Raw genomic sequence first — 24239 nt, 5'->3', positions numbered from 1 at the left:
AAGTGTGTGAAGTGTTATTGATTATTCGGCAGGGTTATCCAGGCGGCCGAGCAGCAGGTACTCGATCAGCGCCTTCTGGATGTGCAGGCGGTTTTCGGCTTCGTCCCAGACCACCGATTGCGGTCCGTCGATGACTTCGGCCGACACTTCCTCGCCACGGTGGGCGGGCAGGCAGTGCATGAACAGCGCGTCGGGCGCGGCGCGCGCCATCTTGGCGCCATCGACGATCCAGCCGTCGAATGCTTTCAGGCGTGCGGCGTTTTCTTCTTCGTAGCCCATGCTGGTCCACACGTCGGTGTTGACCAGGTGCGCGCCTTCGCAGGCGTCGGACGGGTTGGCGAAGAAGGTGTAGCGGTCGGTCGAAACCAGCGACATGTCCATGTCGTAGCCCTTGGGCGTGGACACGTTGACGTGGAAGCCGAATACCTCGGCCGCCTGCAGCCACGAGTACAGCATGTTGTTGGCGTCGCCGATCCACGCCACCGTCTTGCCGGTGATCGGGCCGCGATGCTCATAGAACGTGAAGATGTCGGCAAACACCTGGCACGGGTGATGCTCGTTGGTCAGGCCGTTAATCACCGGCACGCGCGAATTGGCGGCAAAGCGCTCGATGATGTCCTGGCCGAAGGTGCGCACCATGATGATGTCGCACATGCGGCTCATGACCTGGCCCGCGTCTTCCACCGGTTCGCCGCGACCGAGCTGGCTGTCGCGCGTGTTCAGGTAGATGGCGGCGCCGCCCAGCTGGTGCATACCGGCCTCGAACGACAGGCGGGTGCGGGTGGAGTTCTTCTCGAAGACCATTACCAGGGTGCGGTCGATCAGCGGATGATAAATCTCGTAGTTCTTGAACTTGCGCTTGATGAGGTGCGCGCGTTCAATCACGTACTCGTATTCGTCCAGCGTGAAGTCGGAAAACTGCAGGTAATGCTTGATCTGTTTTTGGATAGGCATAGTGGCAACTGACAGGTGAGCTGGCCTGGGACTCGATACCCGGCCGGCTGAACCGGTCAATTATAAAGGCAATTCGGCCGATAGGGCCAATAACAGGAGATTGTGCTGGTCAGCAGCCCTGTTTTAGTGATAGATCTGCGCGGCGGCCGGTCCCCGGGCTTCGGGCGCCACCAGCGGCAGGTCCAGCGTGAATACGGTGCCGGCGGGCGAACTGCGCACCGTGATTTGCCCGCCCAGCAGCGAGGTGACGATGTTGTAACTGATCGACAGTCCGAGCCCGCTGCCACCTTGTCCCAGCTTGGTGGTGAAGAACGGGTCGAAGATGCGCGGGATGTTTGCCGGGGCGATGCCTACGCCGTTGTCGCCGAATACCAGCTGCACCCGGCCCGGGTGGTCCGGCACGGTGGCGGCGCGCAGCCACAAGTGTCCCACCACGTCTTTTTCAAACGCGTGCAGCAGGGCGTTGTTGATGAAATTGGCGATCACCTGGCCCAGCGGGCCGGGGTAGCTGTCCATGGCGATGTGCGGCGGTATGTCTGCCTCGATACGATGGCCGGATGCGCGGATGCGGTTCATCATGGTGGCAATCACTTCGCCGGCCACCTGCTGCAGGTCGAACTGGCGGCGCTGCTCGGTGGTGCGGTCCACCGCCACCTGCTTGAAGCTGTTGACCAGGTCTGCTGCGCTGTTCAGGCCACGCATTACCAGTTCGTGCGCACGCGCGGCGTCGTCCAGATAGGCGGTCAGATCGGAGCGGCGCAGGCCGGGGCCCGCGACCTGGCGCGCCAGTTCCGTGGTCTTCTGGTGCAGGGTGCTGGCGATCAGGAGGCTGTTGCCGATCGGCGTATTGAGCTCGTGCGCCACGCCGGCCATCAGGGACCCCAGCGCCGCCAGCTTTTCCTGCGACACCAGCTGGGTTTGCGCATCCTTCAACTGGGCGTAGGCCTGGGCGTTGTCGAGCGCGATGGCGCCGTAAGCGCACAGGGTGCGGAAGATCAGCCGCTCGCGGGCGCGGTAGGCCCGTGCGTTCGAGGCCTGCACCGTCATCACGCCCAGTGCCCGCTCGCCGACCAGCAGCGGCACGTACAGCGCGCACGCCATCAGCAGGGTGTTCGGGGCGAGGAAGATGTCGTCCGGGCCGGCGTCCTCCACGTAGATCTCGCGCCGTTCGCGCAGGCAGCGCGCGGCGTTGGCACGCGGATTGTCCACGGCGATGGTGTTGTCGGCCAGCGGTTTGCCGTTTTCCATGCCGAAGGCGCGGTTCAGGGTGTCGCAACCGGGATCGCACAGGTAAATCGCGAAGCTGTTGGCCGCCAGCAGCGCCTGCACGTGGCGATTGATGGCCTGGAACACGGCATTGGCGTCGAGGTGGGTGGTGATTTCCTGGCCGATGGCGGACAGGCGTTCGAGCGTGGCGGTGGTTTGCTGCAGCACGCGGGCGCGGCGCGCCTCGGATGCCGCCAGCTCGCGGTGATGCTGACCCTCGGCGCGGGCGCGCTCGGTCTGCTGGTGCACCTGCATGGCGATGGCGCGGTTGGTGGCTTCGCGGCTGTGGGTAGTGCGGCGCGCGGCGGCTGCCGCCTGCGCCGATTCATAAGCGCGCTGGTACTGGCCCACCTGGGCGTATTCGTGGGCCAGGGTTTCCAGCAGGTCGCCCGGCAGCGTGTAGCCTTCGATGCCCGAGGCCAGTGCCAGCGCCTGGTGCAGATAATGCAGGGTGGCGTTTTGCTCGGTCATGCCGTCGGGCGGCGGCAGTGCGTGACGCGTGTGGATCACCGAGAGCACGCGCAGCGTGCGCACGTGGTGTGTCAGGCTGGACTGGGCTTGCGCCAGGGCGATGGCGTCTTGCGCCACCGTCAGCGCTTCCTGCGGCCGGTCGAGGAAGCACAGCGCGTGTGCCTGGCCGCGCCGCGCGGCGCACATCAGGTCCGCGTGGCGCAAACGTGCGGCGTTGACCTGCAATTGGCGGAACGATTCGAGCGCGCCGGCGTAGTTGCCGGTATCGAGTTGCAGGTCGCCCCGGAATTGCAGCGCCGTGGCGTAGCTGCGGCCGTCGGCCAGCGGCGCCAGCACATCGAACGCTTCGTCGAGCAGGGCGGCACTCGCCTCCAGCTGGCCCAGGCGGCGCATGGTGTCGGCCGTATGGGTGAGGCACACGCCGATGCTGCGCGGCCAGCTAGTGGGACGCGCCATGTCGAGCGCGCGCTGCATCCATTCCAGCGCGGCGCGGTGGTCATTGAGATTCGTAAAATCGATGCCGATGTTGATGGCGGCCGTGATTGCCGAGCGTAGCTGGCCGCTCACGCGCGCCGCCTCGTACACGCGGGCGAAGTGGCCCGCCGCCGCGCCGAAGTTGCTGCCCTGGGTGGCGTCGGTGCCGAAGAAGTCCAGTACCCATACCGCCACCGCCGGGTGCAGGTCGTGGTGGGCATGGTCGCTGGAGGCAAAGTGGTTGGACCAGCGCTGTTCGGCCGCCGTGCGGTTTTCCATCACGGCCCAACGGGCAATCGCAGCTTCGGCGCAGGTGGCGCGCATGGTGTCATCGACGCCGGGCTGGCGCGCGGTGGCGATCATGTGTTCGAGGTGTTCGGCGCCGCGCTGGTGGTCGCCGCGGTCGATGGCGATCCAGGCGCGCAGCCAGTGGGTGTCGGCCACGCCGCGCCAGTCTGCGCAGGCCAGCATCTGGGCGCCGATCTCGATCGCCATGCGTTCGGCGGCATCGAGTTCGCCAGCCAGCCAGGCCGCTTCGGCCGCGACCAGTTCCAGCCGCGCGGAAGTGGCGGCCAGGTCGCCGGGCGCGAGGCCGGCGGCGAACAGCAGCACCAGCCCCTCGCGCGCCAGCGCCACGGCGCGCACGCAGTCGCGCTGGCGCAGGTGCCAGGCCAGCGGCACCAGTACCGGCAACCGCTCGGCGCCGGTCAGGCGCAGCAAGACGGTCTCCCACTGGGCTACTTCGTCGTCGAGTACAAACAAGTCCATCGCGGTCCTTTAGAACCTATCCCAGCAGTGAGTGAGGCGCTGCTTGCGCGCCTCGGCAGCGCTGCCGGCGTTGCTCGTCATCGCATGGCCTGCCATGCTTCTTCCTCGCGCCTTGCCCCCGCTACCGATGCATCGCAATCTGCTGCCTCATCCCTACTGGGATAGGTTCTTGCCTGCCGCGCAGCGAGGGTGGGGCTGCCTGCGTTGGTATTGCCATCGAGAATTATAGACCGCAAACACGGCCCGTGCGCAAGTCGCTATTGTTGTTGAGTCAGTACAGGGTTTGCGACGATTCGTGCAGCAATTGGCCGTACAACGTATGGCGCATGCGCGCGATCTTGCCTTCCGCGACTGCTGCCAGCACCGCGCACTGCGGTTCGATCAGGTGGCGGCAGTTGTAGAACTTGCAGTGGCCCAGGTACGGCGCGAATTCGACGAAGGCGCGTTCCAGCATGCCTTCCGTCAAATGGTAGAGGCCGAATTCCTGGAAGCCGGGCGAATCGATGATGGCCGTACCTGCGCCCAGTTCGGGCAACTGGTACAGCCGGGTGAAGGTGGTGGTGTGCTTGCCGGTATCGAGCGCGGCCGAGATTTCGCGCACGGCGATGTCGGCGTCGGGCACCAACAGGTTGATCAGCGACGACTTGCCCATGCCGGACTGGCCGATCAGGATCGACGACTGGCCCGCCATCAGCGGTTGCAGGATCGCCACCGCCTCTTCGGGCCGGGCCGTGGCCGAGACCTCGTGCACCGGGTAGCCGAGCGAGCCGTAGGCCGCCACCCGCTCGCGCGTGCGCGGCAGCGCTGCTTCCACGTCGGTCTTGTTGAGGATCAGGTGGGCCTTGATACCGGCCGCCTCGGCCGCCACCAGCGAGCGCGAGACCAGGTCGTCGGCAAAGCCCGGCTCGGTCGCTACCACGATGAACAACTGCGTCAGGTTGGCGGCCAGCAGTTTCGACTTGTACTGGTCGGAGCGGTAGAGCAGGGTGCTGCGTTCCTCGATCTTGTCGATCACGCCCTGGTCGTTGGACGTGGTGGTGATCTGCACGATGTCGCCGACGGCAACGTTGGTTTTCTTGCCGCGCGTGACGCATTGCAGCTTGCGGCCATCGGCTTCGGCCAGGTAGTGGCGGCCGTGGGCGGCGATGATGGTTGCCGTCAGTTTTTGTTGGAGTTTTGGGTTGTTCATGAAGCCGCAGCCAAATTGAGTTGTCGAATCCGCACGCTCGCCGGCGGGTGGGTATCGTAGAAGGCCGAGTGCAGCGGATCGGGAGTAAGGGTGGACGCGTTGTCTTCGTACATTTTGACCAGCGCCGACACCAGGTCGCGCGCGGCAGTGTGTTGGGCGGCAAAGGCGTCCGCTTCGAATTCGTGCTTGCGCGAGCTGATCGAGGTCAGCGGTCCGAACAGGAACGTAAACACCGGCAGCACCAGCATGAACAGCAGCAGCACCATGGCGTCGTTGGTCTGGCCGGGCAGGGCCAGCGGATCGACGCCGAGGCCAGTGTAGAACCACACCTGGTTTTTCAGGTAGCCGAGCAGGGCCAGGAAGCCGAGCGAGATGGCAAACATCATCACGATGCGCTTGACGATGTGCTTGAGCTTGAAGTGGCCGAGTTCGTGCGCCAGCACCGCCTCGATCTCGTGCGGTTGCAGGCGCGCGAGCAGGGTGTCGAAGAAGACGATGCGTTTATGCGCGCCGAAGCCGGAAAAATAGGCGTTGCCGTGGGCGCTGCGCTTGGAGCCGTCCATCACGAACAGGCCCTTGGAAGCAAAGCCCACGCGCGTCATCAGGCCCTCGATGCGGTCCTTGAGCGACTGGTCGGCCAGCGGCGTGAACTTGTTGAACAGCGGCGCGATCACAGTGGGGAACAGCACCATCATCAACAACTGGAAGCCGCTCCACACCAGCCAGGCGTAGAACCACCACAGCGCCCCCGATTGATCCATCAGCGTGAGCACCACCCACACCAGCGGCAGGCCGATGGCCGTGCCCAGCGCCGCGCCCTTGAGCAGGTCGGCAAAGAACAGGCCGCGCGTCATCTTGTTGAAGCCGAAGCGCTGCTCGAGCTTGAACTGTTTATAGTAATCGAACGGCACGTCGATCACGCCCGAGATCAGTGCAAACGCGGCCAGCAGCGCCAGCTGGTACACCATGCCGGGGCCGGTGATCTGAAAAATCTGTTCCGACAGCCATTGCAGGCCGCCAAACAGGGTAAAACCGATCAGCACCACGGTATTGACCAGCAGCGCCAGCAGGCCGAACTTGGTACGGGCTACCGTGTAGTCGGCCGCCTTCTGGTGGGCGGCCAGCGGGATGCGCTCGGCAAATTCGGCCGGCACGGCGTTGCGGTGCGCCAGCACATGGCGGATCTGGCGCGAGGCCAGCCAGAAGCGCACGATCAGCGTCAAAACGATGAAAGACACAAACAAAATCGAAAACGCGAGGGTATACATTCTATGCCTGTGAGAAAATGGCGGATTCGGATTACTATCGGCTGTAATGAGGCCAAGAGAGAATTATGTCACAAGCTAATGATTTGCCAGAAGGTTCCGCCCCGGCGGTGATCACCCCGCGCCAGAACGAGATGAACCTGGTCTGGGTCGATATGGAAATGACCGGCCTGGAGCCGGACACCGACCGCATCATCGAAGTGGCCGTGATCGTCACCGACATGCACCTGAACGTGCTGGCCGAAGGCCCGGTGCTGGTGATCCACCAGAGCGACGAAGTGCTCAACGGTATGGACGCCTGGAACAAGGGCACCCACGGCCGCTCGGGCCTGATCGACAAGGTCAAGGCGTCCACCGTGACCGAAGCGCAAGCCGAAGAACAGATCATCGCCTTCATGAAGCAATGGGTACCAAAAGGCAAAGCGCCTATGTGCGGCAACACCATTGGCCAGGACCGCCGCTTCATGGTGCGCTACATGCCCAAGCTCGAAGCGTATTTCCATTATCGCAATATCGACGTCTCGACCCTGAAAGAACTGGGCAAGCGCTGGGCGCCTGCCATGGTTTCCGGTTTCAAAAAGCACCAGATGCACACGGCGTTGGCCGACATCGTCGAGTCGATCGAAGAACTCAAGTACTACCGCGAGCACTTCATCAAGCTGTGATGATCAACACCCGCTACGCACCGGCGCTGGCGCTGGCGCTCGTTTGCGGCGCCGCCCATGCCAGCGCCAGCGCGGGCCACTTCACGTTCAAGGACTGGGAAGTGGCGTGCGATAACACGCGCCGCTGCGAGGCGGCCGGTTACCAGAAGGAAGACGCGGCCGAGCCGGTGGTGCTGGCGCTGGCGCGCGATGCCGGCGCCACGGCGCCCGTGTCGCTCAAGCTCTCTCCCTATACCGACGATGACGCCAAGCTCGGGCCCTTGACCGTGCAGGTCGGCCAGACCACGGTGCGCGGCCTGCGCGCCGACGCGGAGCTCACGCCTGAACAGGTGGCCAGGCTGCTGCCGCTGCTGCTCAATGCCGAATCGGCCAAGGTCAGCGCTGGCAAGCGCACCTGGACTCTGTCGCTGGCCGGCCTCAAGGCCGCGCTGCTCAAGCTCGACGACGTGCAGGGCAGGGTGGGTACGCCCACCGCGCTGGCCATGCCGGGCGCCAAGCCAGTCAGCGCCGTGCTGCCGCCGCTACCGGCCCCGCAAGTAAAACAACTGCCCGCTGTCGCTACCCACAAGGAAGATGCCAAGCTGCTGCCCTTGATCGTCAAGACGCTCAGGCACGGCGGCTGCGAAAGCCCGGTCGACATTGCAGACGGCGAGCGCCAGAACGAACTTCATCGTCTGTCTGCCACTCAGGTGCTGCTGGTGCTCGAATGCGGACGCGGCGCCTACCAGTCCAGTTTCGAGCTGTGGACCGCCAGCGACAAGGCGCCGTATGCGCCAAAACCGGTCAAGCTGCCGGACGCCAATGGCCGCCATGACGCGTACCTGATGAATCCCGGCTTCGACAACAACCAGCTGACGAGCTTTGGCAAGGGACGCGGCATTGGCGACTGCAACGTCGCGGCCACGTGGGCCTGGACGGCCACCGGCTTCCAGCTGATTGAGGCCTCGTCCGGACAATTGTGCCGCGGCATCCCCGGCGGCTATCCGCTGCGCGACTACACTGCCACCGTCATTCATCCGGCCGGCAAGTAATTCCGTGTATCGGCGCACTGTGCCGGGCACGGCCGCGCGGTAGAGTAGCGGGTATTGCAACCAATACCGCCAGATCATGCCCCGCCTCTCCCGTACTGTCGTCCTTACCCTGGTGCCCTTACTGCTGGCGCTGAGCCTGGCTGCCTGTTCGCCGCTGGGCACCCTCAACGCGCTCACGCCTGCCAGCGAGTCAGAGCGCACCGAGAGCCTGGCCTACGGCGACCACCCGCGCCAGATACTCGATGTGTACCGGCCCCTGATTGCGCACGGCGCGGCGCCGGTCGTGGTGTTCTTCTATGGCGGCAACTGGGTTTCCGGCGAGCGCGCCGACTATGCATTCATCGGCCGTTCGCTGGCCGCGCACGGCATCGTTACCGTGGTGGCCGATTACCGCCTGTACCCGCAAGTCCGTTATCCCGATTTTTTGAAAGACGCGGCGCAGGCAGTGGCCTGGGCCAAGCGCCACGCGGCGCAGTACGGCGGCGATCCACGGCGGCTGTTCGTGATGGGCCACAGCGCCGGCGCCTACAACGCCGCCATGGTGGCGCTCGATCCGCGCTGGCTGGCGGCGCAAGACATGACCCCGGCCGACCTGCGCGGCTGGATTGGCTTGGCCGGCCCCTACGATTTCCTGCCGGTCGAAAACACAACGACCAGGCCGGTGTTCCACTTCCCGGACACGCCACCCGATTCGCAGCCGGTACGCCACGTGTCCAGACAGTCGCCACCGGCGCTGCTGATCGCCGCCCGCAGCGACAGCCTGGTCAACCCGCAACGCAACACCGGCCACCTGGCCCAAGCCCTGCGCGCGCAGCAGGTGCCGGTCAGGGAGCTATATTACGACCGCGTCAGCCACACCACCCTGATCGCCTCGGTCGCCGCCCCGCTGCGCTGGCTGGCGCCGACGCTTGAGGATGTCGCGGGGTATGTACTGGCGGGGAAGGGACGGGCGGAGCCGATTGCGTATCGAGCATCCTACACCGGAGGGTAGGAAAATCCTGATTTTTCCTTAGCGTGGCGCGCCAAAAAAGCTTTATTTAAAAAGGTTGGTAAAATAACCGAAGCTTTTATAGCGGCGAAAGGATGTGTCCAATGAAACAATTGTTGAAGCGGTTTACGGCGGACGATGTGCGCCAAGCGAACAGTGACCTCATTGCACGCAAAGATAAAGTGCCTGCGGGGTTATCTCCTGCCTCGACGCGGCTATTGCGCCAGTCACAGTTCAGCAGTGACGATATCAACCGCGCGTTTGCCGAAGCGCTTCGTCTTGTAAGTAGGCGCTGATGTCTTCGGCACCTACACCGGTGCCAGCCGCCTCAGGCTCCACTGTGAGTCCGCCTGCTTCTGGCGTTGTTGGTTCATCCCATAGCCTGATTTACCAGCAACTGGTGACCGATTCCAACGATGCTGTAGGCGCTATTGCTTATGTTCTTTATAAGCGGGATAAAATTGCTTTTATCGAAGCAACCTATACAGCGCATGGACGTGCTCCAAACGCCGACGAACTGAAGGTATTTCACACGCAGAGCTGTATGCTGCCGGTGCTGGAGGGATATCGTACCCAAGCAAAGCAATTGGGCGAGGCTTTTCTCAGTGCGGGACTGGCAAACAAGATGCGTGATTTTGAGGATGAGATCCGCGAAAGCGTATTAAATCAGAACGTGTCCGCAGTGTTATCCGAGCTCAAAAGCAAAAAAAGATTCGTCGCCTGGGCAGGCGACATCGTGGCCAATCTCGGAGTCAACGTATTGACGATCCTTATCATCGGGGCTTTGCTTGGTGGTTACCAAGCGCTTGCCAAGTTCAATGCGAATGTAGAAAAATTAGCGAACGTCCCACCTGCTACCGAGCCTGCGCCGGTACCTCCAAGCGAGAAGCCGACGCCTAACCGCTAAATCATACTTTGCAGCGGCCATCCCTGGAACCGCTCGATGTCTTCTGCGTTGCACCGGTTGCGGCAACGTCGCCATCACCCCGCCACCGCCTGCCACACCAGCCACACATTCGCCGCCGAAATCACCACGAACAGCAGCCACGCCAGCGCGGTGGTCCACCAGGCGTTGACGAAGTCGCCCATGATGCGGCGTTGCGAGGTCAGGCTGATCAGCGGGTACATGGCGAACGGCAGTTGCAGACTCAGGACCACCTGGCTCAGCACCAGCAGCTTGCCCACCGAGTGTTCGCCCAGCGTCAGCACGCCGATCATGGCCGGGATCAGCGCCAGGCCGCGCGTGAGCAGGCGCCGCTGCCAGCACGGGATCTTCATTTTCAGAAAACCTTCCATGATCACCTGGCCGGCAATCGTGCCGGTAAACGTGGAGCTCTGACCGGAAGCGAGCAGCGCCAGGCCGAACAGGATGGCGGCCAGCGCGGTGCCGGCCACGGGCGCCAGCAACTGGTAGGCGTCGTCGATGTCGAGCACGCGCGTGTTGCCGGGTTCGTAGAAGGCTGCAGCGGCCACCACCAGGATGGCGCCATTGATCAGCAACGCCAGCAGCAGCGAAATGATGGTGTCGATGCGCGACAGGCCGATGGCTTCCTGTTTCGCGGCGGGCGTGGGCAACACCACCCGGGTTTGCACCACCGACGAATGCAGGTACAGGTTGTGCGGCATTACCGTCGCGCCAAGGATGCCGATGGCGAGATACAGCGGCTCGCGCTGCGACAGGGTTTGCATCGACGGCACCAGGCCGGCGGCTACGGCCTGCCAGTCGGGCTTGACGAAAATGAGCTCGGCCACCAGGCACACGGCCACCGTCAGGATCAACCCCAGCACAATCGCCTCGATCTGGCGGAAGCCCTTGCCTTTCAAGCCCAAAATAATCAGGGTGTCGAGCGCGGTCAGCGCCACACCCACCGGCAGCGATACGCCAAGGAGCAGCTTGAACGCCAGCGCACACCCTAAAACTTCGGCCAGGTCGCAGGCGATGATCGAGATCTCGGCAAAGCCCCACAGGGTTTTGGCGACCGGCGGCTTGTACTGCTCGCGGCAGTGCACGGCCAGATCCTTGCCGGTGACGATGCCGAGGCGCATGCTCAGGCATTGCAGCACGATGGCGGCCAGGCTCGACAGCACCACCACGTACAGCAACTGGTAGCCGAACTGCGAACCGCCCTGGATCGCCGTGGCCCAGTTACCCGGATCCATGTAGCCGACCGAGACCAGCAAGCCGGGACCGGCAAAGCGCAGGACTTTTTTCCAATAGGGATCGCCCGCCGTGACCGCAACGGTACCGGCAACTTCGGACGGACAGAACGGCGCAGTGGCCGTGGAGGGGAGTTTAAACGGCAGGGAGAACATGGGCATCCTGATTAAGATGCCCATTTTACTGGAACGGATGAGGCAGCGCCCCAACCGAACGGAGTGGCTTATTCAGCCGCGCCGTCGTTACCGTGGCATTTCTTGTACTTCTTGCCGCTGCCGCAAGGGCATTCGTCGTTGCGGCCCACTTTCGGTTCGTCGCGCTTGACGGTTTCCACGGCGGCCTTGCGACGTGGTACCCAGAACTTGTGGATGGCCGGCAGGTTCGCTTCCAGTTCCAGCGCCAGTTTATGGGCCTTGACCGGGTCTTCCACCAGCGCCAGTTCGTCTTCCTCGATCTCATCCGCGCCCAGCAGGTAGATCGGTTTCATCAGTTCCGGCAGTTCGGTGAAGATGGCGTCCCACGAACCGGGACGCAAGTCCATGCCTTCCCAGAAGCCCCAGCACCAGGCTTCGGCGTCGATCAGGGTCTGGCCTTCGTGCTCGTGCTCGACGAACAGTGCTTCGAATTCTTTCGGCGCCACTTCGAACGTCACCAGCACTTCGTTCATGAAGCGCATGATCAGCTCGAGGATGCGTTCCTCTTCCTTGGCGTGCTTGAAGGTCGGAACATCGGTCGCTTCCTTGCCCCAGACTTTTTTCAGCCATTCGGCGGGCATCACGGTTTCCGGGCCGATGGCGATGGCCGTCAGGTAGCCGTGCAGGATGTCCATCGTCATCGCATCTTCAGGGCTGCGGTCGGACAACAGGAAACTGTCCAGTTCGTCGAATTCTTTGTCGCTCAGTGGCTGGTCGAGTTGCATTTTTATCTTTCTGGTGCTTTTGCTTGGAAGGCGACAGTATACACGCCGCGCCACGTACAATGACGCCATGAGCCAACAAACCCCAGATTACAACGACGCTGACGAAGCGGCAGCCGACGCTGCCGCCGATGCGCGCGCCGCAGCCCTGCTGGCCGCCATGGCCGATCCGATCGACGCCGACAGCCCGGCAACCGCCGCCGCAGCGCCGCACCCCTACGCCGCCCTCGACCCCTCGTGCGTGCTTGATGCACTGGAAAGCATCGGCCTGCGCGGTGACGGCCGCCTGCTGGCGCTTAACAGCTACGAAAACCGCGTGTACCAGGTGGGCATCGAGGACGGCAAACCGCTGGTGGCCAAGTTTTACCGCCCGGGGCGCTGGAGCGACGCCGCCATCCTCGAAGAACACGGTTTTACCGAAGAACTGGCCGCGCGCGAAATTCCGGTGGTGCCGGCGCTCGCCGTCCAGGGCGCCACGCTGCACCGCTTTAACGGTTTCCGCTTTGCCGTATTCGCCCGCCATGGCGGCCGCGCGCCCGAGCTCGACGCACCGGACGTACTCGAATGGACCGGCCGCTTCATCGCCCGCATCCACGCGGTCGGCGCCATCAAGCCTTATGCACACCGCCCGGCGCTCGACATCGCCACCTTCGGCACCGAGCCGTGCGAGTTCCTGCAAACCAACCGTTTCATTCCGGCCGACCTGGCCGACGCCTACGCCAGCATTTCGCAGCAGGCACTCGATGGCGTGCGCCGCAGCTACGACCGGGCAGGCGATTTGCCGCAACTGCGCCTGCACGGCGATTGCCATGGCGGCAATGTTTTATGGACCGATGCCGGCCCCCATTTCGTCGATTTCGACGACAGCCGCATGGGCCCGGCCATCCAGGACCTGTGGATGATGTTGTCCGGCAGCCGCGCCGAGCAGGTGCGCCAGATGAGCGACATCCTGGCCGGCTACGAGGACTTTTGCGAATTCAATCCGCGCCAGCTGCACCTGGTCGAAGCGCTGCGCACCCTGCGCCTGATCCACTACTCGGCCTGGCTGGCCCGCCGCTGGGACGACCCCGCCTTCCCGGTGGCCTTCCCGTGGTTTAACACCCAGCAGTACTGGCAGGACCGCATCCTCGAGCTGCGCGAGCAGGTGGCATTGATGGACGAGCCGCCGCTGCCAATCTAAATAGGGAAATAGCGGGCTTTTCCCGCTCTGCTTGCCATTCGGCCGGCCATCGCGCTGCTCGATAATGACTGTTCAGAAGTCCCGGTGTGGATCGGGACATACCGTCAGCGAGAACTCTCATGCAAGCACAATTGGCCCCCAGCGATATCGTTGATCACGGCAGCGCCACCTTCACGTCCCTGTCTGACACGCTGCCCAAGATTTCGCTGCACGACGATGTGATCGACGCTCGCGAACCGGCGCCCGCCGTCAACGCCCCGCGCGCCGCCATGGAAATGAAGGCCATCCAGGAAGCCATCGCCCGCGTGGAAGCGGAAGCGAAAGCCGCCTGCGCCGCCGAAAACCGCGCCCACGCCGAGTCGCGCGCCCGCGCGCTGGCCGAGGACCGCGCCGCGATGGATGCCGCTGCTGCCGCCGCCGCCCAGCAAAACGCCCAGGCATCCGAAGACGCGATTGCCGCCAACCGCGACCGCCTCGAATCGCTGCGCGCCGCCGCCCAGGCCAGCGTGGCCCGGCTGGACGCCGTGAAACAGGAAACCGCCGAACTGCGCGCGCGCGTGGAAGCGGACAACCTGATCCGCCAGGCCGCCGAACAGCGTGCCCGCGCCGAAAACGAAAGCCGCAAGCGCGCCTCCGAGCAGATCGCCGTCGAATCGGAACTGGCCGCACAGGCCGCGCGCGCCGCCGACGAACTGGAAGTGGAAACCGAACAAGCGCGCCTGCAAGCGGTCGAACGCGTGGCTGCCGTGCAAGCGGCCAAGGACCAGGTGGTGGGCATCGCCAGTGCCGATGCCCGCATGGCCACCCTGGCGCGCGAACGCGAACGCCACGCCCACTCGGCGCGCCAGACCGCGCAGATGCTGGCCGAAGCGGAATCCGAAGCGCTGGACCTGACCGTGCAGCGCGAACGCGCCGACAAGATCGCGCTGGAATCGGCCTTCAACCGCGCCGCCGCCGAAGTGCGGGCGCTGGAAGAAGCACGCGCGCTGGCCCACCTGGAGCAGGAGCGCGAACAGATCGCCCTGGCCAAGGCCGAATCCGATCGCAGCGCCGCCCAGTCGCTGCACCTGCGCCTGCAAACCGAAAAGGAAATCCGCGACGCCGCGCTCAACCGCGAACGCCTGGAAATGGTGGCCGCCGCCAGCGCCCAGGCCCGCCGCGAAGCGGACGCCCGCATCATGGCTGCCACCGAAGCCCGCATCGAAGCCGACAACCAGCTGCGTGCCGTGGCGCTGGCCCGGGTGCAGGCCGAACAGGAAGCGGAACTCGATACCCACGCCCGCGTCGAAGCCGAAGCGCGTGCGCTCGATGAAGCCAAGCTGCGCCAGGCCAGCGATCTCGCTGCCGCCGAAGCGGCCCGCGTGCAAGCCGAGGAACACCAGCGCGCTGCCGCCCTGGCCGACGAACGCGCCGCCCTGGCGCGCACCGCCGCCGAACTGGCCGCCAGCCAGAACCAGGCCGAAGAACAGGAAGCGGCCACGCTGGCGCTGCATGCCGACGCCCTGGCCGAAGCCAGCGAGCTGGCCCGGCAGCGCGCCGCCCAGGCGCAAGCCGCGCTGCAAGCCGAACAACAACGCGCGGCCGACGAACAGCAGGCCTTGACCGCGCTGCGCGCCAAGCTGGCGGCCGAGCAGGGCGCCCAGGAAGCCGCGCGCCAGCGCACCGCCGCCGAACAGCAGCAAACCGAGGCATTGCGCGCGCAGCAGGCTGCCGAACAGCGTCTGGCCGCCGTTGCCGACGCCGAAGCGGAAGCGGCGCGCCAGCTGGCCGCGCAAGTATCGCTGGAAGCCGATCAGAAGGCAGTTGCCGCCCGCGCGCTGGAAGCGCAGGCGCGCCTGGCCGTGGAACTGGGCGTGGTGCACGCCGAGCGCGCCAAAGTGGAGCAGGAAAAGGCCGCCGCCGCCGAGGCCCTCTTGGCAGCGGAGCAGGCGTTCGTGACTGCCGAGCGCGAGTCGCTGGCGTTGATCAACCAGAAACTCACGCAGCAGCGCATCACCAATGCGGCGGAAGTGAAGGCGTCGCAGGCGATTGCCGGCCGCCTGGAAGCGGAGCAGGCCGTGGCCGACGCAGCGCGCCAGCGCGCCGAAGCGGAAGAGTCGCAACTGGCAGCAGCGCGCCAGCGCGCCGAGGCCGAGGAAGCGCAGCTGGCCGCCGTGCGCGAGCGCGAGCAGCAGGAACTGGCCGCGCTGGCGGCCGTGTCGGACAAGCTGGTGGCGCAGCAAGCCCTGCTGCAGGCAGCCAAGGCCCACGCCGAGATGCAGCGCAAGGTGGCCGACACCACGGCAGCGATGACGGCAGCCAAACAGCAGATGGTGGAACTGGAAACGCGCCGTTACGGCGCCGCACAAAAGGTGCTGGCCAAGCTGACCATGACTGAAGGCGGGGTGGTGGAGACGCTCGATGCTGCCCGTGCCCGCAAGGAAGCGCGGATGGTGCAGCCGGTGTGGCGGGCGCGGTAAGCAAACCGGATTCCTGCGTGCGCGGGAATCCAGGTGGGTAACGTTACGGTTGTTACGGTTGGACCGTCACTTTCGTCACAAAATATTCACTCTCGCCGAAACACTGCGTCGGCACGCCCCGGTGCTGGGCATAGCCGAGCACCACGCGCTTGCCGATGGCAGCCGACAACTCCTTGGCTACCGCTTCTTCGCGCGTGCTGAAGAAGAATTTCTCCGGAATCGCGCCTGGCATCGACGTCAGCAGGATTTCTCCCTCCCAGGTTTTGCAGAACCAGCCCACGCGCGAGAACTTTTGCAGGTAACCAGCCCTTTCGCCATCCGAGTAGGACACATTGAGCATGGTCCAGGTATAGGCGGCAAAAGCAAGCATGGCGACGATCACCAAGCCGATAAAGTACAGCAACACGCGTTTCGATTTCATGGATGGGCAGTCAAGTTAAGCAAGATTGGGAATCTTATCACGCAGCGTGCTGCCGTTTATAACGGATTGATGACCACAGCGAGATCAGGATGAACGCCACGCCCGACAAGCCGGTAAACCACTCGGGAATATGGTATTTCACGCTGGTGAGCATGATCAGCGCCAGGATGCCGATGGCATAGTGGGCGCCGTGTTCCAGGTAAACATACTCGTCCAGCGTGCCCTTGTGCACCAAAAATACCGTCAGCGACCGCACGAACATGGCGCCGATGGCCAGGCCCAGCATGATGATCACCACGTCCTTGGTGATGGCAAAGGCGCCGATCACGCCGTCAAAGCTGAACGACGCGTCCAGCACTTCCAGGTACAGGAAGCCGCCGATGCTGCCGCGCGCCACCGTGCCGACCACGGCGCCGACGCCGTTCTTGCTGCCGACACCGGATTCGGTGGTATCGCCATCTTCGGCATCGGTCGGCCCGTCCTGTTCCAGCAGGTCGGACAGCCACGATACCGCCAGGTACACCACCACGCCGACCACGCCGGCGGTCAGCACGCTCAGCTTGTCTTTCTCCGGCACCATCGTCATGCAGCCGAACACGGCAGCGAGGGTGAGCAGCACGGCCAGGCCGCCGGTGCCGATCGCACCGAGTTTTTCCTCGATCCAGCCCAGCCAGTGGTGTTCCTTTTCCTCGTCGAACAGGAAGTTGAGGAAGACCAGCAGCAGGAAGGCGCCACCGAAGGCGGCGACCTGGGCATGCGCTTCGGTCAGGTGGCGCGAATACTCGTCGGGAGTGGTGGTGGCCATGGTCCAGACGTCGAACAGGCCCAGGCCGGTGGCGACCGAGACGATCAGCAGCGGAAACACCAGCCGCATGCCAAACACGGCCACCAGGATGCCGACCGTGAGGAACAGCTTGCGCCAGAATTCGTTCCAGTGGCGCAGCACGGACGCGTTGACCACCGCGTTGTCGAACGACAGCGAGACTTCCATCACGCCCAGCACGGCGCAAATCCACAGCGCCGAGAGCATGCCGGCGCTGCCGCCATGATTGAAACCCCACCAGCCGGCCAGGCCCATGAGAATGAAGGTGACTGCAAAGGAAACACCAAAGTGCCGCATATTGTTCTTCTTGGAAGTTTAGGGATGAAGCAATTCTAGCCGAGATGTAGAAGGACAGGCATCATTGCTGGGCCGCTGTGTGTGGTTCTGCGATAATTGCGCCACAAAAATTTACGCCACAACAATTCAAAGGATTATCGGATGGATATCGCGTATCTCGTCACTCCCCTCATTACCTGGATCACCGTGGGCCCGATCAAGTTCCTGATCAACAGCGCCAAGGCGCGCCAGTGGGCGTTCAACCTGGTCGGTAACGGCGGCTTTCCCAGCAACCACAGCGCAGTCGTCTCCAGCATGGCCACCCTGATCGCGCTGCGCGAGGGCATTGGCCACCCGGCCTTCGGCGTGGCGGTCACGCTGTGCTTCATCGTCATCATCGACGCCAACAGCCTGCGCCAGCACGTGGGCAAGCAGGCGGCCGCCATCAACCGCCTGGCCGGCAAGGATGGCGGCCACAAGTGGCTGCGCGAGCGCATGGGCCACACCCTGGTCGAAATTGCCGGTGGCCTGTGCACCGGCATCGCCATCGCCCACGTGATCAACCACTTCTTCGGCCGCTGATTCCCCTGCAGTGCCACTCGGGTTCGGCCTTCGTCCAGGGGCGGAACCCGGCATACGCGGTTGCCGACTGCTGCCGGCTATCCGCCAAAATTCCCGCTCATCCCCCAATTTCGCAATTCAGCCACAGATTCTGCCGTCTGTCGCAGGCGCATTGACCGCTCACGGTCAGTCGGGGATACTCTGCGCGCTGTAGTCTGTCCAAAATTCTAATTACTATTCATTACTACTTGTCCATCATCCGGAGATTTATTTATGTTGCGCAAAACCCTGCTCGCTATCGCCGTCGCTACAGCCTTGGCGGGGTGTAACAAGTCAGCCGAGGAGGCCAAGAAAAAAGAAGCGGCCGCCAAGGCTGCGAATATTACCTTGCAGGTTGCAAGCGAAGACACGCTGGTGGTGCAGTCGAGCGGCCTGGCATCGGGCCCGGTCATCACCGGTTCGATCCAGCCCGAGCGCCGCGCCGACCTGCGCGCCGAAGTGAGCGCGATCGTGCTGCAAGTACTCAAGGAAAATGGCGAACCGGTCAAAAAGGGCGACGTACTGCTGCGCCTGGACGAGACCTCGATCCGCGATAACGTCAATTCGGCCGAGGAAGCCGCGCGCGCCGCGCAACAATCGCTGGACCAGACCCAGCGCATGCTTGAGCGCCAGACCACGTTGCGCTCGTCGGGCATGGTGTCGTCGCAGGCGCTGGAAGACGTGGAACTGCGCCGCAATACCGCCCAGAGCGAGCTGGCCGCCGCCAAGTCGCGCCTGGTCACCGCGCGCCAGCAACTGGGCCGCACCGTGGTGCGCGCGCCGTTCGACGGCATCGTCAGCGAACGCAAAGTGTCCAACGGCGACACCGCCCAGGTGGGCAAGGAACTGGTGAAAGTGATCGATCCGGCCAGCATGCGCTTCGAGGGCACGGTATCGGCCGACAAGATCGGCGTGGTCAAGGTGGGGCAGCCGGTGCTGTTCCGCGTCAACGGCTACCCGGGCCAGAACTTCGCCGGCACCGTCAAGCGCGTCGATCCGGCCGCCAATGCGGTCACCCGCCAGGTGGAAGTGCTGGTCTCGTTTGCCGGACCGGCGCAGCCGCGCGTGGCCGGCCTGTACGCGGAAGGTCGGGTCGAGGCGCAAGTCAACGCCGCGCTGACAGTGCCGCAGGCAGCGCTGGTGCAGGCCGGCGACGTCAGCTACGTGTGGCGCGTGAAAAATGGCGTGATGAACAAGGCGATGCTGGGCATCGGCACCCGCGACGAGCGTACCGGTAACTGGCAGGTGCTGTCCGGCCTGGCCGCCGGCGACACCATCATGCGCGTGCCCGGCTCGAACTTCAAGGATGGCCTGAAAGTGGCGTTCATTGCGCCGAAAGTTGCCAAGCCGGCCCAGGCCGTCGCGTCGGCGCCAGCCGCCACCGTGGCAGACAAGAAGGAATAAACAGCCATGTTCTTATCGAATTTCAGTGTCAAGAAGCCGGTCGCCACGATCGTGCTGATCGTGGCCATGATGTGCCTGGGCCTGATGGCCCTGAGCAAGTTACGGGTCAACCAGAACCCGGACGTGGAAATCCCGTTCATCATCGTCAGCATTCCATACCCGGGCGCCTCACCCGAGACGGTCGAGCGCGAGATCATCAACCGTCTGGAAAAATCGTTCCAGTCGATTATCGGCGTGACCGAGACCAACTCCACCGCGTCCGAAGGCACGGCGCGCATCCAGGTCAAGTTCGGGTTCAGCAAAAACCTGATCGAAGCGTCCGACGAGATCCGCAACGCCATCGCGGCGGTGCGCTACAAGCTGCCGATCGAGATGCGTGAGCCGATCCTGCAACGGATCGATACCTCGGCCCAGCCGGTCATGCAGCTGGCGCTGTCGTCGACTGCGCAAACCCACTCGGCCATTTCGCGCCTGGCCGAAGACAAGCTGGCCGACCGCTTCCGCGGCATCGACGGCGTGTCCTCTGTCAATATCGACGGTTCGCTCAAGCGCGAGCTCTCTGTGCTGCTCAAGGCGGAAAAGCTGCGTGAATACAATGTGTCGGTAGGCGACGTGGTCAACGCGCTGCGCAACCAGAACACCAATGCGCCGGTCGGCAAGGTGCGCGGCGAGCTGGACGAAAAAAGCATCCGCCTGGTGGGTCGCATCGAGCGTCCCGAAGACTTCCAGCAAGTGGTGATCAAGCGTAACGGCGACGACCTGGTGCGCCTGTCGCAGGTGGCCACCATCGAAGACGGCTTTGCCGAAATGAGCTCGCTCAGCGTGCGCTCGGGCAAGCCCAACGTCGGCATCTCGATTTCCCGTTCGCGCGACGCGTCCACCGTCTCGGTGGCGCACGCGGTGCGCAAGCTCACGGCCGAGATCAACAAGGAACTGCCGAAGGGTACTGCACTGGAAATCACCCAGGACGGCGGCGAAGATGCCGAGTCCAGCCTCAACAACGTGATCGAGGCGCTGGTGTTCGGCGCCGGCCTGACCATTTTCGTGGTGTACGCGTTCCTCAACTCGTGGCGCTCGACCCTGATTACGGCGCTGTCGCTGCCGACTTCGGTGCTGGCCGCGTTCATCGGCGTGTGGTTGTGCGGCTTCACGCTCAACTTCATGACCTTGCTCGGCCTGTCGCTGGCAATCGGCGTGCTGATCGATGATGCCATCGTGGTGCGGGAAAACATCGTGCGCCACATGCAGATGGGCGCCGACCGCCGCACCGCCGCGCTCAAGGGCACGGCGGAAATCGGCATGGCGGTGGCCGCCACCACGTTCTCGATCATGGCCGTGTTCATCCCGGTCGCGTTCATGCCCGGTATTACCGGCGAGTGGTTCCGGCCGTTCGCCCTGACCGTGACCTGCTCGGTGGCCGTCTCCCTGCTGATCTCGTTTACGCTCGACCCGATGCTGTCGGCGTTCTGGGGCGACCCGCCGGACCACCACACCAAGCCGCGCACCGGCATCAGCCGCGTGCTGGAACGCTTCAATATCTGGTTCGACCACCAGGCCGACCGCTACGGCCGCGTGATCGCCTGGGCATTGCGCCACCGCCGCACCATGGGCATCATCGCGGTGCTCACGTTCGTGGCCGCGATCGGCTTGCAGATGTGGAAGGGCGGCAGCAGCTTCCTGCCGGCGTCCGACTTCGGCACCATTGCTGTCGATGTGCGCACGCCGTCGTCGTCCAGCCTCGAGTATTCGCGCCTGAAACTGCAGAACGCTGCCGACATCGCCTTTACCATCAAGGAAGTCAAGCAGACCAATGCCTATGTGAATGTGGCTGGCGGCAAGATCTATGTGGACCTGGGCAAGAAAAATGAGCGTAACCGTTCCTCGGCCGAGGTGGCCAAGGAGCTGCGCGAAAAACTGGCCGGCCTGGTCGGTGCCGAATACACGGTGCAGGACGACCTGGCCAACGGCGGCGGCAAACCAGTGCAGATCCAGTTCACCGGCGCCGATTCGCGCAAGCTGATGGAAATTACCACCGATTACATGGAACGCCTGCGCAAGGTGCCCGGTGCGGTCGATGTCACGCTGTCCGAGCAGGATCCGAAGGACGAGCTGCAAATCGTGCTCAACCGTGGCTTGGCCAACTCGATGGGCATCGCTGCCGGCGACGCGGCGCAAGCGCTGCGGGTGGCGTTTGCCGGCATCGAAGTGGGCGACTGGGTGGACCCGACCGGTGAATCGCGCGACGTGGCGGTGCGCCTGGCGCCGGAAGACCGCGCCAGCGCGGAAAACATCGAACGTCTGCCGATTGCCGTGGTGGGCACCAACCAGATGGTGCCGCTCGACCAGATCGCTGCCGTCACCATGGGTAAAGGACCATCGACCATCAAGCACAAGGATGGCAAGCGCGTGATCACCGTGACCGCCAACGCCCAGGGCCGCTCGGACGGCGAAGTGACCAACGCCGCCAAGGCGCTGGCCGAGTCGATCGACTTCCCGCCCGGCTACGGCCTGTCGCTGGGCGGCGCCGGCAAGGACATGCAGGAAGTGTTCGGCGCCATGGGCATTGCGCTGCTGGCCGGCGTGGGCTTGATGTATCTGATCCTGGTGATGCAGTTCGGTTCCTTCATGGCGCCGATCGGCGTGATGCTGTCGCTGCCACTGTCGCTGATCGGCGTGGTGGTGGGCCTGCTGGTTACCGGCAGCACCCTCAACCTGATGAGCCTGATCGGGGTGATCATGCTGATGGGGTTGGTCGCCAAGAACGCCATCCTGCTGCTGGAAGCGGCCCGTACCCGCGAGGAAGAGGGCCACAGCCGCGAAGACGCGCTGATGTACGCGGGCCGCATGCGCCTGCGGCCGATCCTGATGACCACGTTCGCGCTGATCGCGGGCATGTTGCCGGTGGCGCTGGCGCTCGGTGAAGGCGGCGAGTTCTACCGTCCGATGGCGGTGGCCATCATCGGCGGCACCATCACGTCCACGCTGCTGACCTTGCTGATGGTGCCGACGTTCTACGACAGCATCGAGATCATGCGTGAAAACCTGGCCATCAAGTTCCAGCGCCGCATGGCGTACTGGGGCGCGCGCGCCGGCGGCTTCGGCCTGCCGCTGGCGGTACTGATCACGTTTGTCGAGATCGTGCTGTTCCTGGTGCTGGTGCGCTTCGTCTATCGCATGATCATGATGGCGGTGCGGATGCTGATCAACGGCACCCGCAAGGCGCCGCCTGACGATCGCGGCGATTACACCAAGAAAGTGGCGTAGAACCAGCGATGCTGTCATAAGTTGTTGTTTTCAAAAGGGGCTTCGGCCCCTTTTTGACGTTTTCAGTGCAGAGCAGGCGCTCGGTTTCAAGTGAAATATTAGGGGTTTTCCTCTAGTAACTTGACTTTCGTGCGCGGACTTCCGTCAGGTAAGCTGCTGGCCTTCCAGCACCGTAACGCCCAGCCCGGTCGGCGCGGCGCGGGAACATGACAACCCTACAATATAAAGAGACGACACCATGCAACGTAAGATTCTTCCCCTGGTCATTGCCGCCGCCGTCGGCGCGCTCTCATTCAACGCCCACGCCTCAGGCTACCGCTTCGGTTCGCAAAGCGTGTCGGCACAGGGCACGGCTGACGCCAGCGGCGCCGAAGCCAACGATCCATCGACCATTTTCTATAACCCGGCCGGCCTGTCGCGCCTGGAAGGCACGCAGATCAGTGCCGGCGCCACGTTCGTGGTGCCGCATTCGACCTATAACGATACCGGCTCGACCCGTTTCGTCGGCAGCCAGACCGGCGGCGGCAACCCGTCCGATTACGTGCCATCGGTGAAAACCGCGCCATCGATTTACGCCAGCAAGAAAATCAACGACCAGTGGACCGCCGGTATCGGCCTGTTCGTGCCGTACGGCTCCAAGCTCGACTACGGCGACACCTGGGCCGGCCGTTACGCGCTGACCGACGTGATGCTCAAGTCGGTCACCATCAATCCTTCGCTGTCGTTCAAGGTCAACGAGCGCCATGCGTTCGGCTTCGGCGTGTCGGCCGAGTTCATGAAGGCCGAGCTGGGCCAGGGCGTCGATGTGCGCGGCACCATTGCCCAGCTGCAGTCGCCAGCCAACGCTGCGCAGCGCCAGGCGCTGCTGGCCGGCATCGTTGCCGCCGGCGGCAACCCGGCGCTGCTGGCGACAGCTGGCGACGGCCATGGCTCGAACAGCGTCAAGGACTGGGGTTACGGCTTCAATCTCGGCTACATGTTCACGGTCGATGAAAGCACCCGCTTCGGCCTGTCGTACCGTTCGTCGATTGCCCACAAGCTCAAGGGCAGCACGGTGTGGGAATTCTCGAATTCGACCACCGACCCGGTCGTCAATGCCGCGCTGAAGACCGCGTCGCATCGTGTCAACTCGGCCGCGCTGGTCAAGCTGCGCACGCCGGAAACCGTATCCGGCAATATCTTCCACCAGTTCGATTCCAAGTGGGCCGGCATGGCCGACATCACCTGGTCGCGCCACAACCGCATGGGCGACCTGCTGATCGAGTTCCCGGGCACGCCCGAAGGCGCCGAAGTGATCCGCCAGCAATGGAAGAACACGGTGCGCCTGTCGCTGGGCACCAGCTACGCCTACAGCGACAGCCTGACCCTGCGCGCCGGTATCGCCCACGACGAATCGCCGGTGGTCAGCGCCGAGCTGCGCCATCCAGCGCTGCCGGACAGCGACCGCGTGCAATATTCGCTGGGCGCCAAGTGGAAGCTGAACGACCGCTCGTCGATCGACATGGCGTACAGCTACCTCGACTTCAAGGATGCGCCGCTCAACTACACCAACCTGTGCAACACCTTGTCGCGCACCTGCACCGGCAACGGCGAAACCACGCGCGGCCTGTCGCAGACCCATATCTCGCTGCTGGGCCTGTCGTACAATTACAAGTTCTAAAATCAGC

Annotated in this window: 19 protein-coding genes; 11 read left to right on the top strand and 8 right to left on the bottom strand. The window is 64.0% G+C overall.

Annotation, left to right across the window (positions count from 1 at the left end; translation table 11 throughout):
* Window positions 1-21: 21 nt before the first annotated feature.
* From argF to F8197_RS17115, 4 genes are all read right to left on the bottom strand, one after another.
* Window positions 22-954, bottom strand: a complete 933-nt coding sequence (argF, locus tag F8197_RS17130) for an ornithine carbamoyltransferase (RefSeq protein ID WP_152882829.1) — start codon at window positions 952-954, stop codon at window positions 22-24.
* A gap of 123 nt (window positions 955-1077) precedes the next feature.
* Window positions 1078-3933, bottom strand: a complete 2856-nt coding sequence (locus F8197_RS17125) for an ATP-binding protein (RefSeq protein ID WP_152882828.1) — start codon at window positions 3931-3933, stop codon at window positions 1078-1080.
* A 271-nt stretch (window positions 3934-4204) separates the two neighbouring features.
* Window positions 4205-5122, bottom strand: coding sequence for a ribosome small subunit-dependent GTPase A (gene rsgA / locus F8197_RS17120; RefSeq protein WP_019924864.1), 918 nt, complete (start codon window positions 5120-5122; stop codon window positions 4205-4207).
* Window positions 5119-6390, bottom strand: a complete 1272-nt coding sequence (locus F8197_RS17115; RefSeq protein ID WP_152882827.1) for a M48 family metallopeptidase — start codon at window positions 6388-6390, stop codon at window positions 5119-5121. Before F8197_RS17115 ends, rsgA begins: the two co-directional genes overlap by 4 nt.
* 65 nt (window positions 6391-6455) lie before the next feature.
* Between F8197_RS17115 and orn the strand changes: the two genes are divergently transcribed.
* The 5 genes from orn (at window position 6456) to F8197_RS17090 (ending at window position 9978) form a co-directional block, all read left to right on the top strand.
* Entirely contained in the window at window positions 6456-7052 is a 597-nt protein-coding gene (gene orn, locus F8197_RS17110; RefSeq protein ID WP_026637844.1) for an oligoribonuclease, read from the top strand.
* Window positions 7052-8083: a DUF1176 domain-containing protein gene (locus tag F8197_RS17105; protein WP_152882826.1), complete on the top strand. Its 1032-nt coding sequence runs from the start codon at window positions 7052-7054 to the stop codon at window positions 8081-8083. The genes orn and F8197_RS17105 overlap by 1 nt, the downstream gene beginning before the upstream one ends.
* A gap of 76 nt (window positions 8084-8159) precedes the next feature.
* The gene (locus F8197_RS17100) at window positions 8160-9074 is read left to right on the top strand and encodes an alpha/beta hydrolase (protein ID WP_152882825.1); all 915 of its coding nucleotides are present in this window, start codon (window positions 8160-8162) and stop codon (window positions 9072-9074) included.
* A gap of 101 nt (window positions 9075-9175) precedes the next feature.
* Window positions 9176-9367 (top strand): hypothetical protein, encoded by a 192-nt coding sequence (locus F8197_RS17095; protein ID WP_152882824.1) that lies wholly within the window; start codon window positions 9176-9178, stop codon window positions 9365-9367.
* Complete coding sequence (locus tag F8197_RS17090; RefSeq protein ID WP_152882823.1) at window positions 9367-9978, top strand: hypothetical protein; 612 nt, start codon at window positions 9367-9369, stop codon at window positions 9976-9978. Before F8197_RS17095 ends, F8197_RS17090 begins: the two co-directional genes overlap by 1 nt.
* A gap of 74 nt (window positions 9979-10052) precedes the next feature.
* Here the strand turns inward: F8197_RS17090 and F8197_RS17085 are convergent, their stop codons facing one another.
* Window positions 10053-11384: an Nramp family divalent metal transporter gene (locus tag F8197_RS17085; RefSeq protein WP_152882822.1), complete on the bottom strand. Its 1332-nt coding sequence runs from the start codon at window positions 11382-11384 to the stop codon at window positions 10053-10055.
* A 68-nt stretch (window positions 11385-11452) separates the two neighbouring features.
* Window positions 11453-12148, bottom strand: coding sequence for a UPF0149 family protein (locus F8197_RS17080; RefSeq protein ID WP_056139440.1), 696 nt, complete (start codon window positions 12146-12148; stop codon window positions 11453-11455).
* A 157-nt stretch (window positions 12149-12305) separates the two neighbouring features.
* Between F8197_RS17080 and F8197_RS17075 the strand changes: the two genes are divergently transcribed.
* Together F8197_RS17075 and F8197_RS17070 are read left to right on the top strand one after the other, a co-directional pair.
* Window positions 12306-13325, top strand: a complete 1020-nt coding sequence (locus F8197_RS17075) for a serine/threonine protein kinase (protein ID WP_227012303.1) — start codon at window positions 12306-12308, stop codon at window positions 13323-13325.
* A 119-nt stretch (window positions 13326-13444) separates the two neighbouring features.
* The gene (locus tag F8197_RS17070) at window positions 13445-15784 is read left to right on the top strand and encodes a hypothetical protein (protein WP_227012287.1); all 2340 of its coding nucleotides are present in this window, start codon (window positions 13445-13447) and stop codon (window positions 15782-15784) included.
* Window positions 15785-15836: 52 nt separating this feature from the next.
* Here the strand turns inward: F8197_RS17070 and F8197_RS17065 are convergent, their stop codons facing one another.
* Together F8197_RS17065 and F8197_RS17060 are read right to left on the bottom strand one after the other, a co-directional pair.
* Entirely contained in the window at window positions 15837-16205 is a 369-nt protein-coding gene (locus F8197_RS17065; protein ID WP_019924874.1) for a hypothetical protein, read from the bottom strand.
* 37 nt (window positions 16206-16242) lie between these two features.
* Window positions 16243-17325: a DUF475 domain-containing protein gene (locus F8197_RS17060; RefSeq protein WP_056139446.1), complete on the bottom strand. Its 1083-nt coding sequence runs from the start codon at window positions 17323-17325 to the stop codon at window positions 16243-16245.
* Between the two features lie 141 nt (window positions 17326-17466).
* Here F8197_RS17060 and F8197_RS17055 point away from each other — a divergent pair, with 141 nt between their 5' ends.
* From F8197_RS17055 to F8197_RS17040, 4 genes are all read left to right on the top strand, one after another.
* On the top strand, window positions 17467-17886 hold the full coding sequence (locus tag F8197_RS17055; RefSeq protein WP_056139447.1) for a divergent PAP2 family protein: 420 nt from the start codon (window positions 17467-17469) through the stop codon (window positions 17884-17886).
* Between the two features lie 252 nt (window positions 17887-18138).
* Complete coding sequence (locus tag F8197_RS17050) at window positions 18139-19308, top strand: efflux RND transporter periplasmic adaptor subunit (protein WP_152882820.1); 1170 nt, start codon at window positions 18139-18141, stop codon at window positions 19306-19308.
* Between the two features lie 6 nt (window positions 19309-19314).
* Window positions 19315-22572 (top strand): efflux RND transporter permease subunit, encoded by a 3258-nt coding sequence (locus tag F8197_RS17045; RefSeq protein WP_152882819.1) that lies wholly within the window; start codon window positions 19315-19317, stop codon window positions 22570-22572.
* Between the two features lie 238 nt (window positions 22573-22810).
* On the top strand, window positions 22811-24232 hold the full coding sequence (locus F8197_RS17040) for an OmpP1/FadL family transporter (protein WP_056139454.1): 1422 nt from the start codon (window positions 22811-22813) through the stop codon (window positions 24230-24232).
* Window positions 24233-24239: the final 7 nt, after the last annotated feature.

It is taken from the genome of Duganella sp. FT27W, assembly GCF_009295655.1.
Taxonomy (GTDB): Bacteria; Pseudomonadota; Gammaproteobacteria; order Burkholderiales; family Burkholderiaceae_D; genus Rugamonas; species Rugamonas zoogloeoides.
This window is presented reverse-complemented; position numbering and strand designations above follow the sequence as displayed.

Bases quoted from the DNA above. Each gene is read 5' to 3' on its own strand.
- rsgA (WP_019924864.1), bottom strand. From the start codon at position 5,122: ATGAACAACCCAAAACTCCAACAAAAACTGACGGCAACCATCATCGCC.
- F8197_RS17055 (WP_056139447.1), top strand. From the start codon at position 17,467: ATGGATATCGCGTATCTCGTCACTCCCCTCATTACCTGGATCACCGTG.
- F8197_RS17085 (WP_152882822.1), bottom strand. From the start codon at position 11,384: ATGTTCTCCCTGCCGTTTAAACTCCCCTCCACGGCCACTGCGCCGTTC.
- F8197_RS17125 (WP_152882828.1), bottom strand. From the start codon at position 3,933: ATGGACTTGTTTGTACTCGACGACGAAGTAGCCCAGTGGGAGACCGTC.
- F8197_RS17045 (WP_152882819.1), top strand. From the start codon at position 19,315: ATGTTCTTATCGAATTTCAGTGTCAAGAAGCCGGTCGCCACGATCGTG.
- F8197_RS17065 (WP_019924874.1), bottom strand. From the start codon at position 16,205: ATGAAATCGAAACGCGTGTTGCTGTACTTTATCGGCTTGGTGATCGTC.
- F8197_RS17095 (WP_152882824.1), top strand. From the start codon at position 9,176: ATGAAACAATTGTTGAAGCGGTTTACGGCGGACGATGTGCGCCAAGCG.
- F8197_RS17070 (WP_227012287.1), top strand. From the start codon at position 13,445: ATGCAAGCACAATTGGCCCCCAGCGATATCGTTGATCACGGCAGCGCC.
- F8197_RS17080 (WP_056139440.1), bottom strand. From the start codon at position 12,148: ATGCAACTCGACCAGCCACTGAGCGACAAAGAATTCGACGAACTGGAC.
- F8197_RS17040 (WP_056139454.1), top strand. From the start codon at position 22,811: ATGCAACGTAAGATTCTTCCCCTGGTCATTGCCGCCGCCGTCGGCGCG.
- F8197_RS17105 (WP_152882826.1), top strand. From the start codon at position 7,052: ATGATCAACACCCGCTACGCACCGGCGCTGGCGCTGGCGCTCGTTTGC.
- F8197_RS17090 (WP_152882823.1), top strand. From the start codon at position 9,367: ATGTCTTCGGCACCTACACCGGTGCCAGCCGCCTCAGGCTCCACTGTG.
- F8197_RS17100 (WP_152882825.1), top strand. From the start codon at position 8,160: ATGCCCCGCCTCTCCCGTACTGTCGTCCTTACCCTGGTGCCCTTACTG.
- F8197_RS17075 (WP_227012303.1), top strand. From the start codon at position 12,306: ATGGCCGATCCGATCGACGCCGACAGCCCGGCAACCGCCGCCGCAGCG.
- F8197_RS17060 (WP_056139446.1), bottom strand. From the start codon at position 17,325: ATGCGGCACTTTGGTGTTTCCTTTGCAGTCACCTTCATTCTCATGGGC.
- argF (WP_152882829.1), bottom strand. From the start codon at position 954: ATGCCTATCCAAAAACAGATCAAGCATTACCTGCAGTTTTCCGACTTC.
- orn (WP_026637844.1), top strand. From the start codon at position 6,456: ATGTCACAAGCTAATGATTTGCCAGAAGGTTCCGCCCCGGCGGTGATC.
- F8197_RS17050 (WP_152882820.1), top strand. From the start codon at position 18,139: ATGTTGCGCAAAACCCTGCTCGCTATCGCCGTCGCTACAGCCTTGGCG.
- F8197_RS17115 (WP_152882827.1), bottom strand. From the start codon at position 6,390: ATGTATACCCTCGCGTTTTCGATTTTGTTTGTGTCTTTCATCGTTTTG.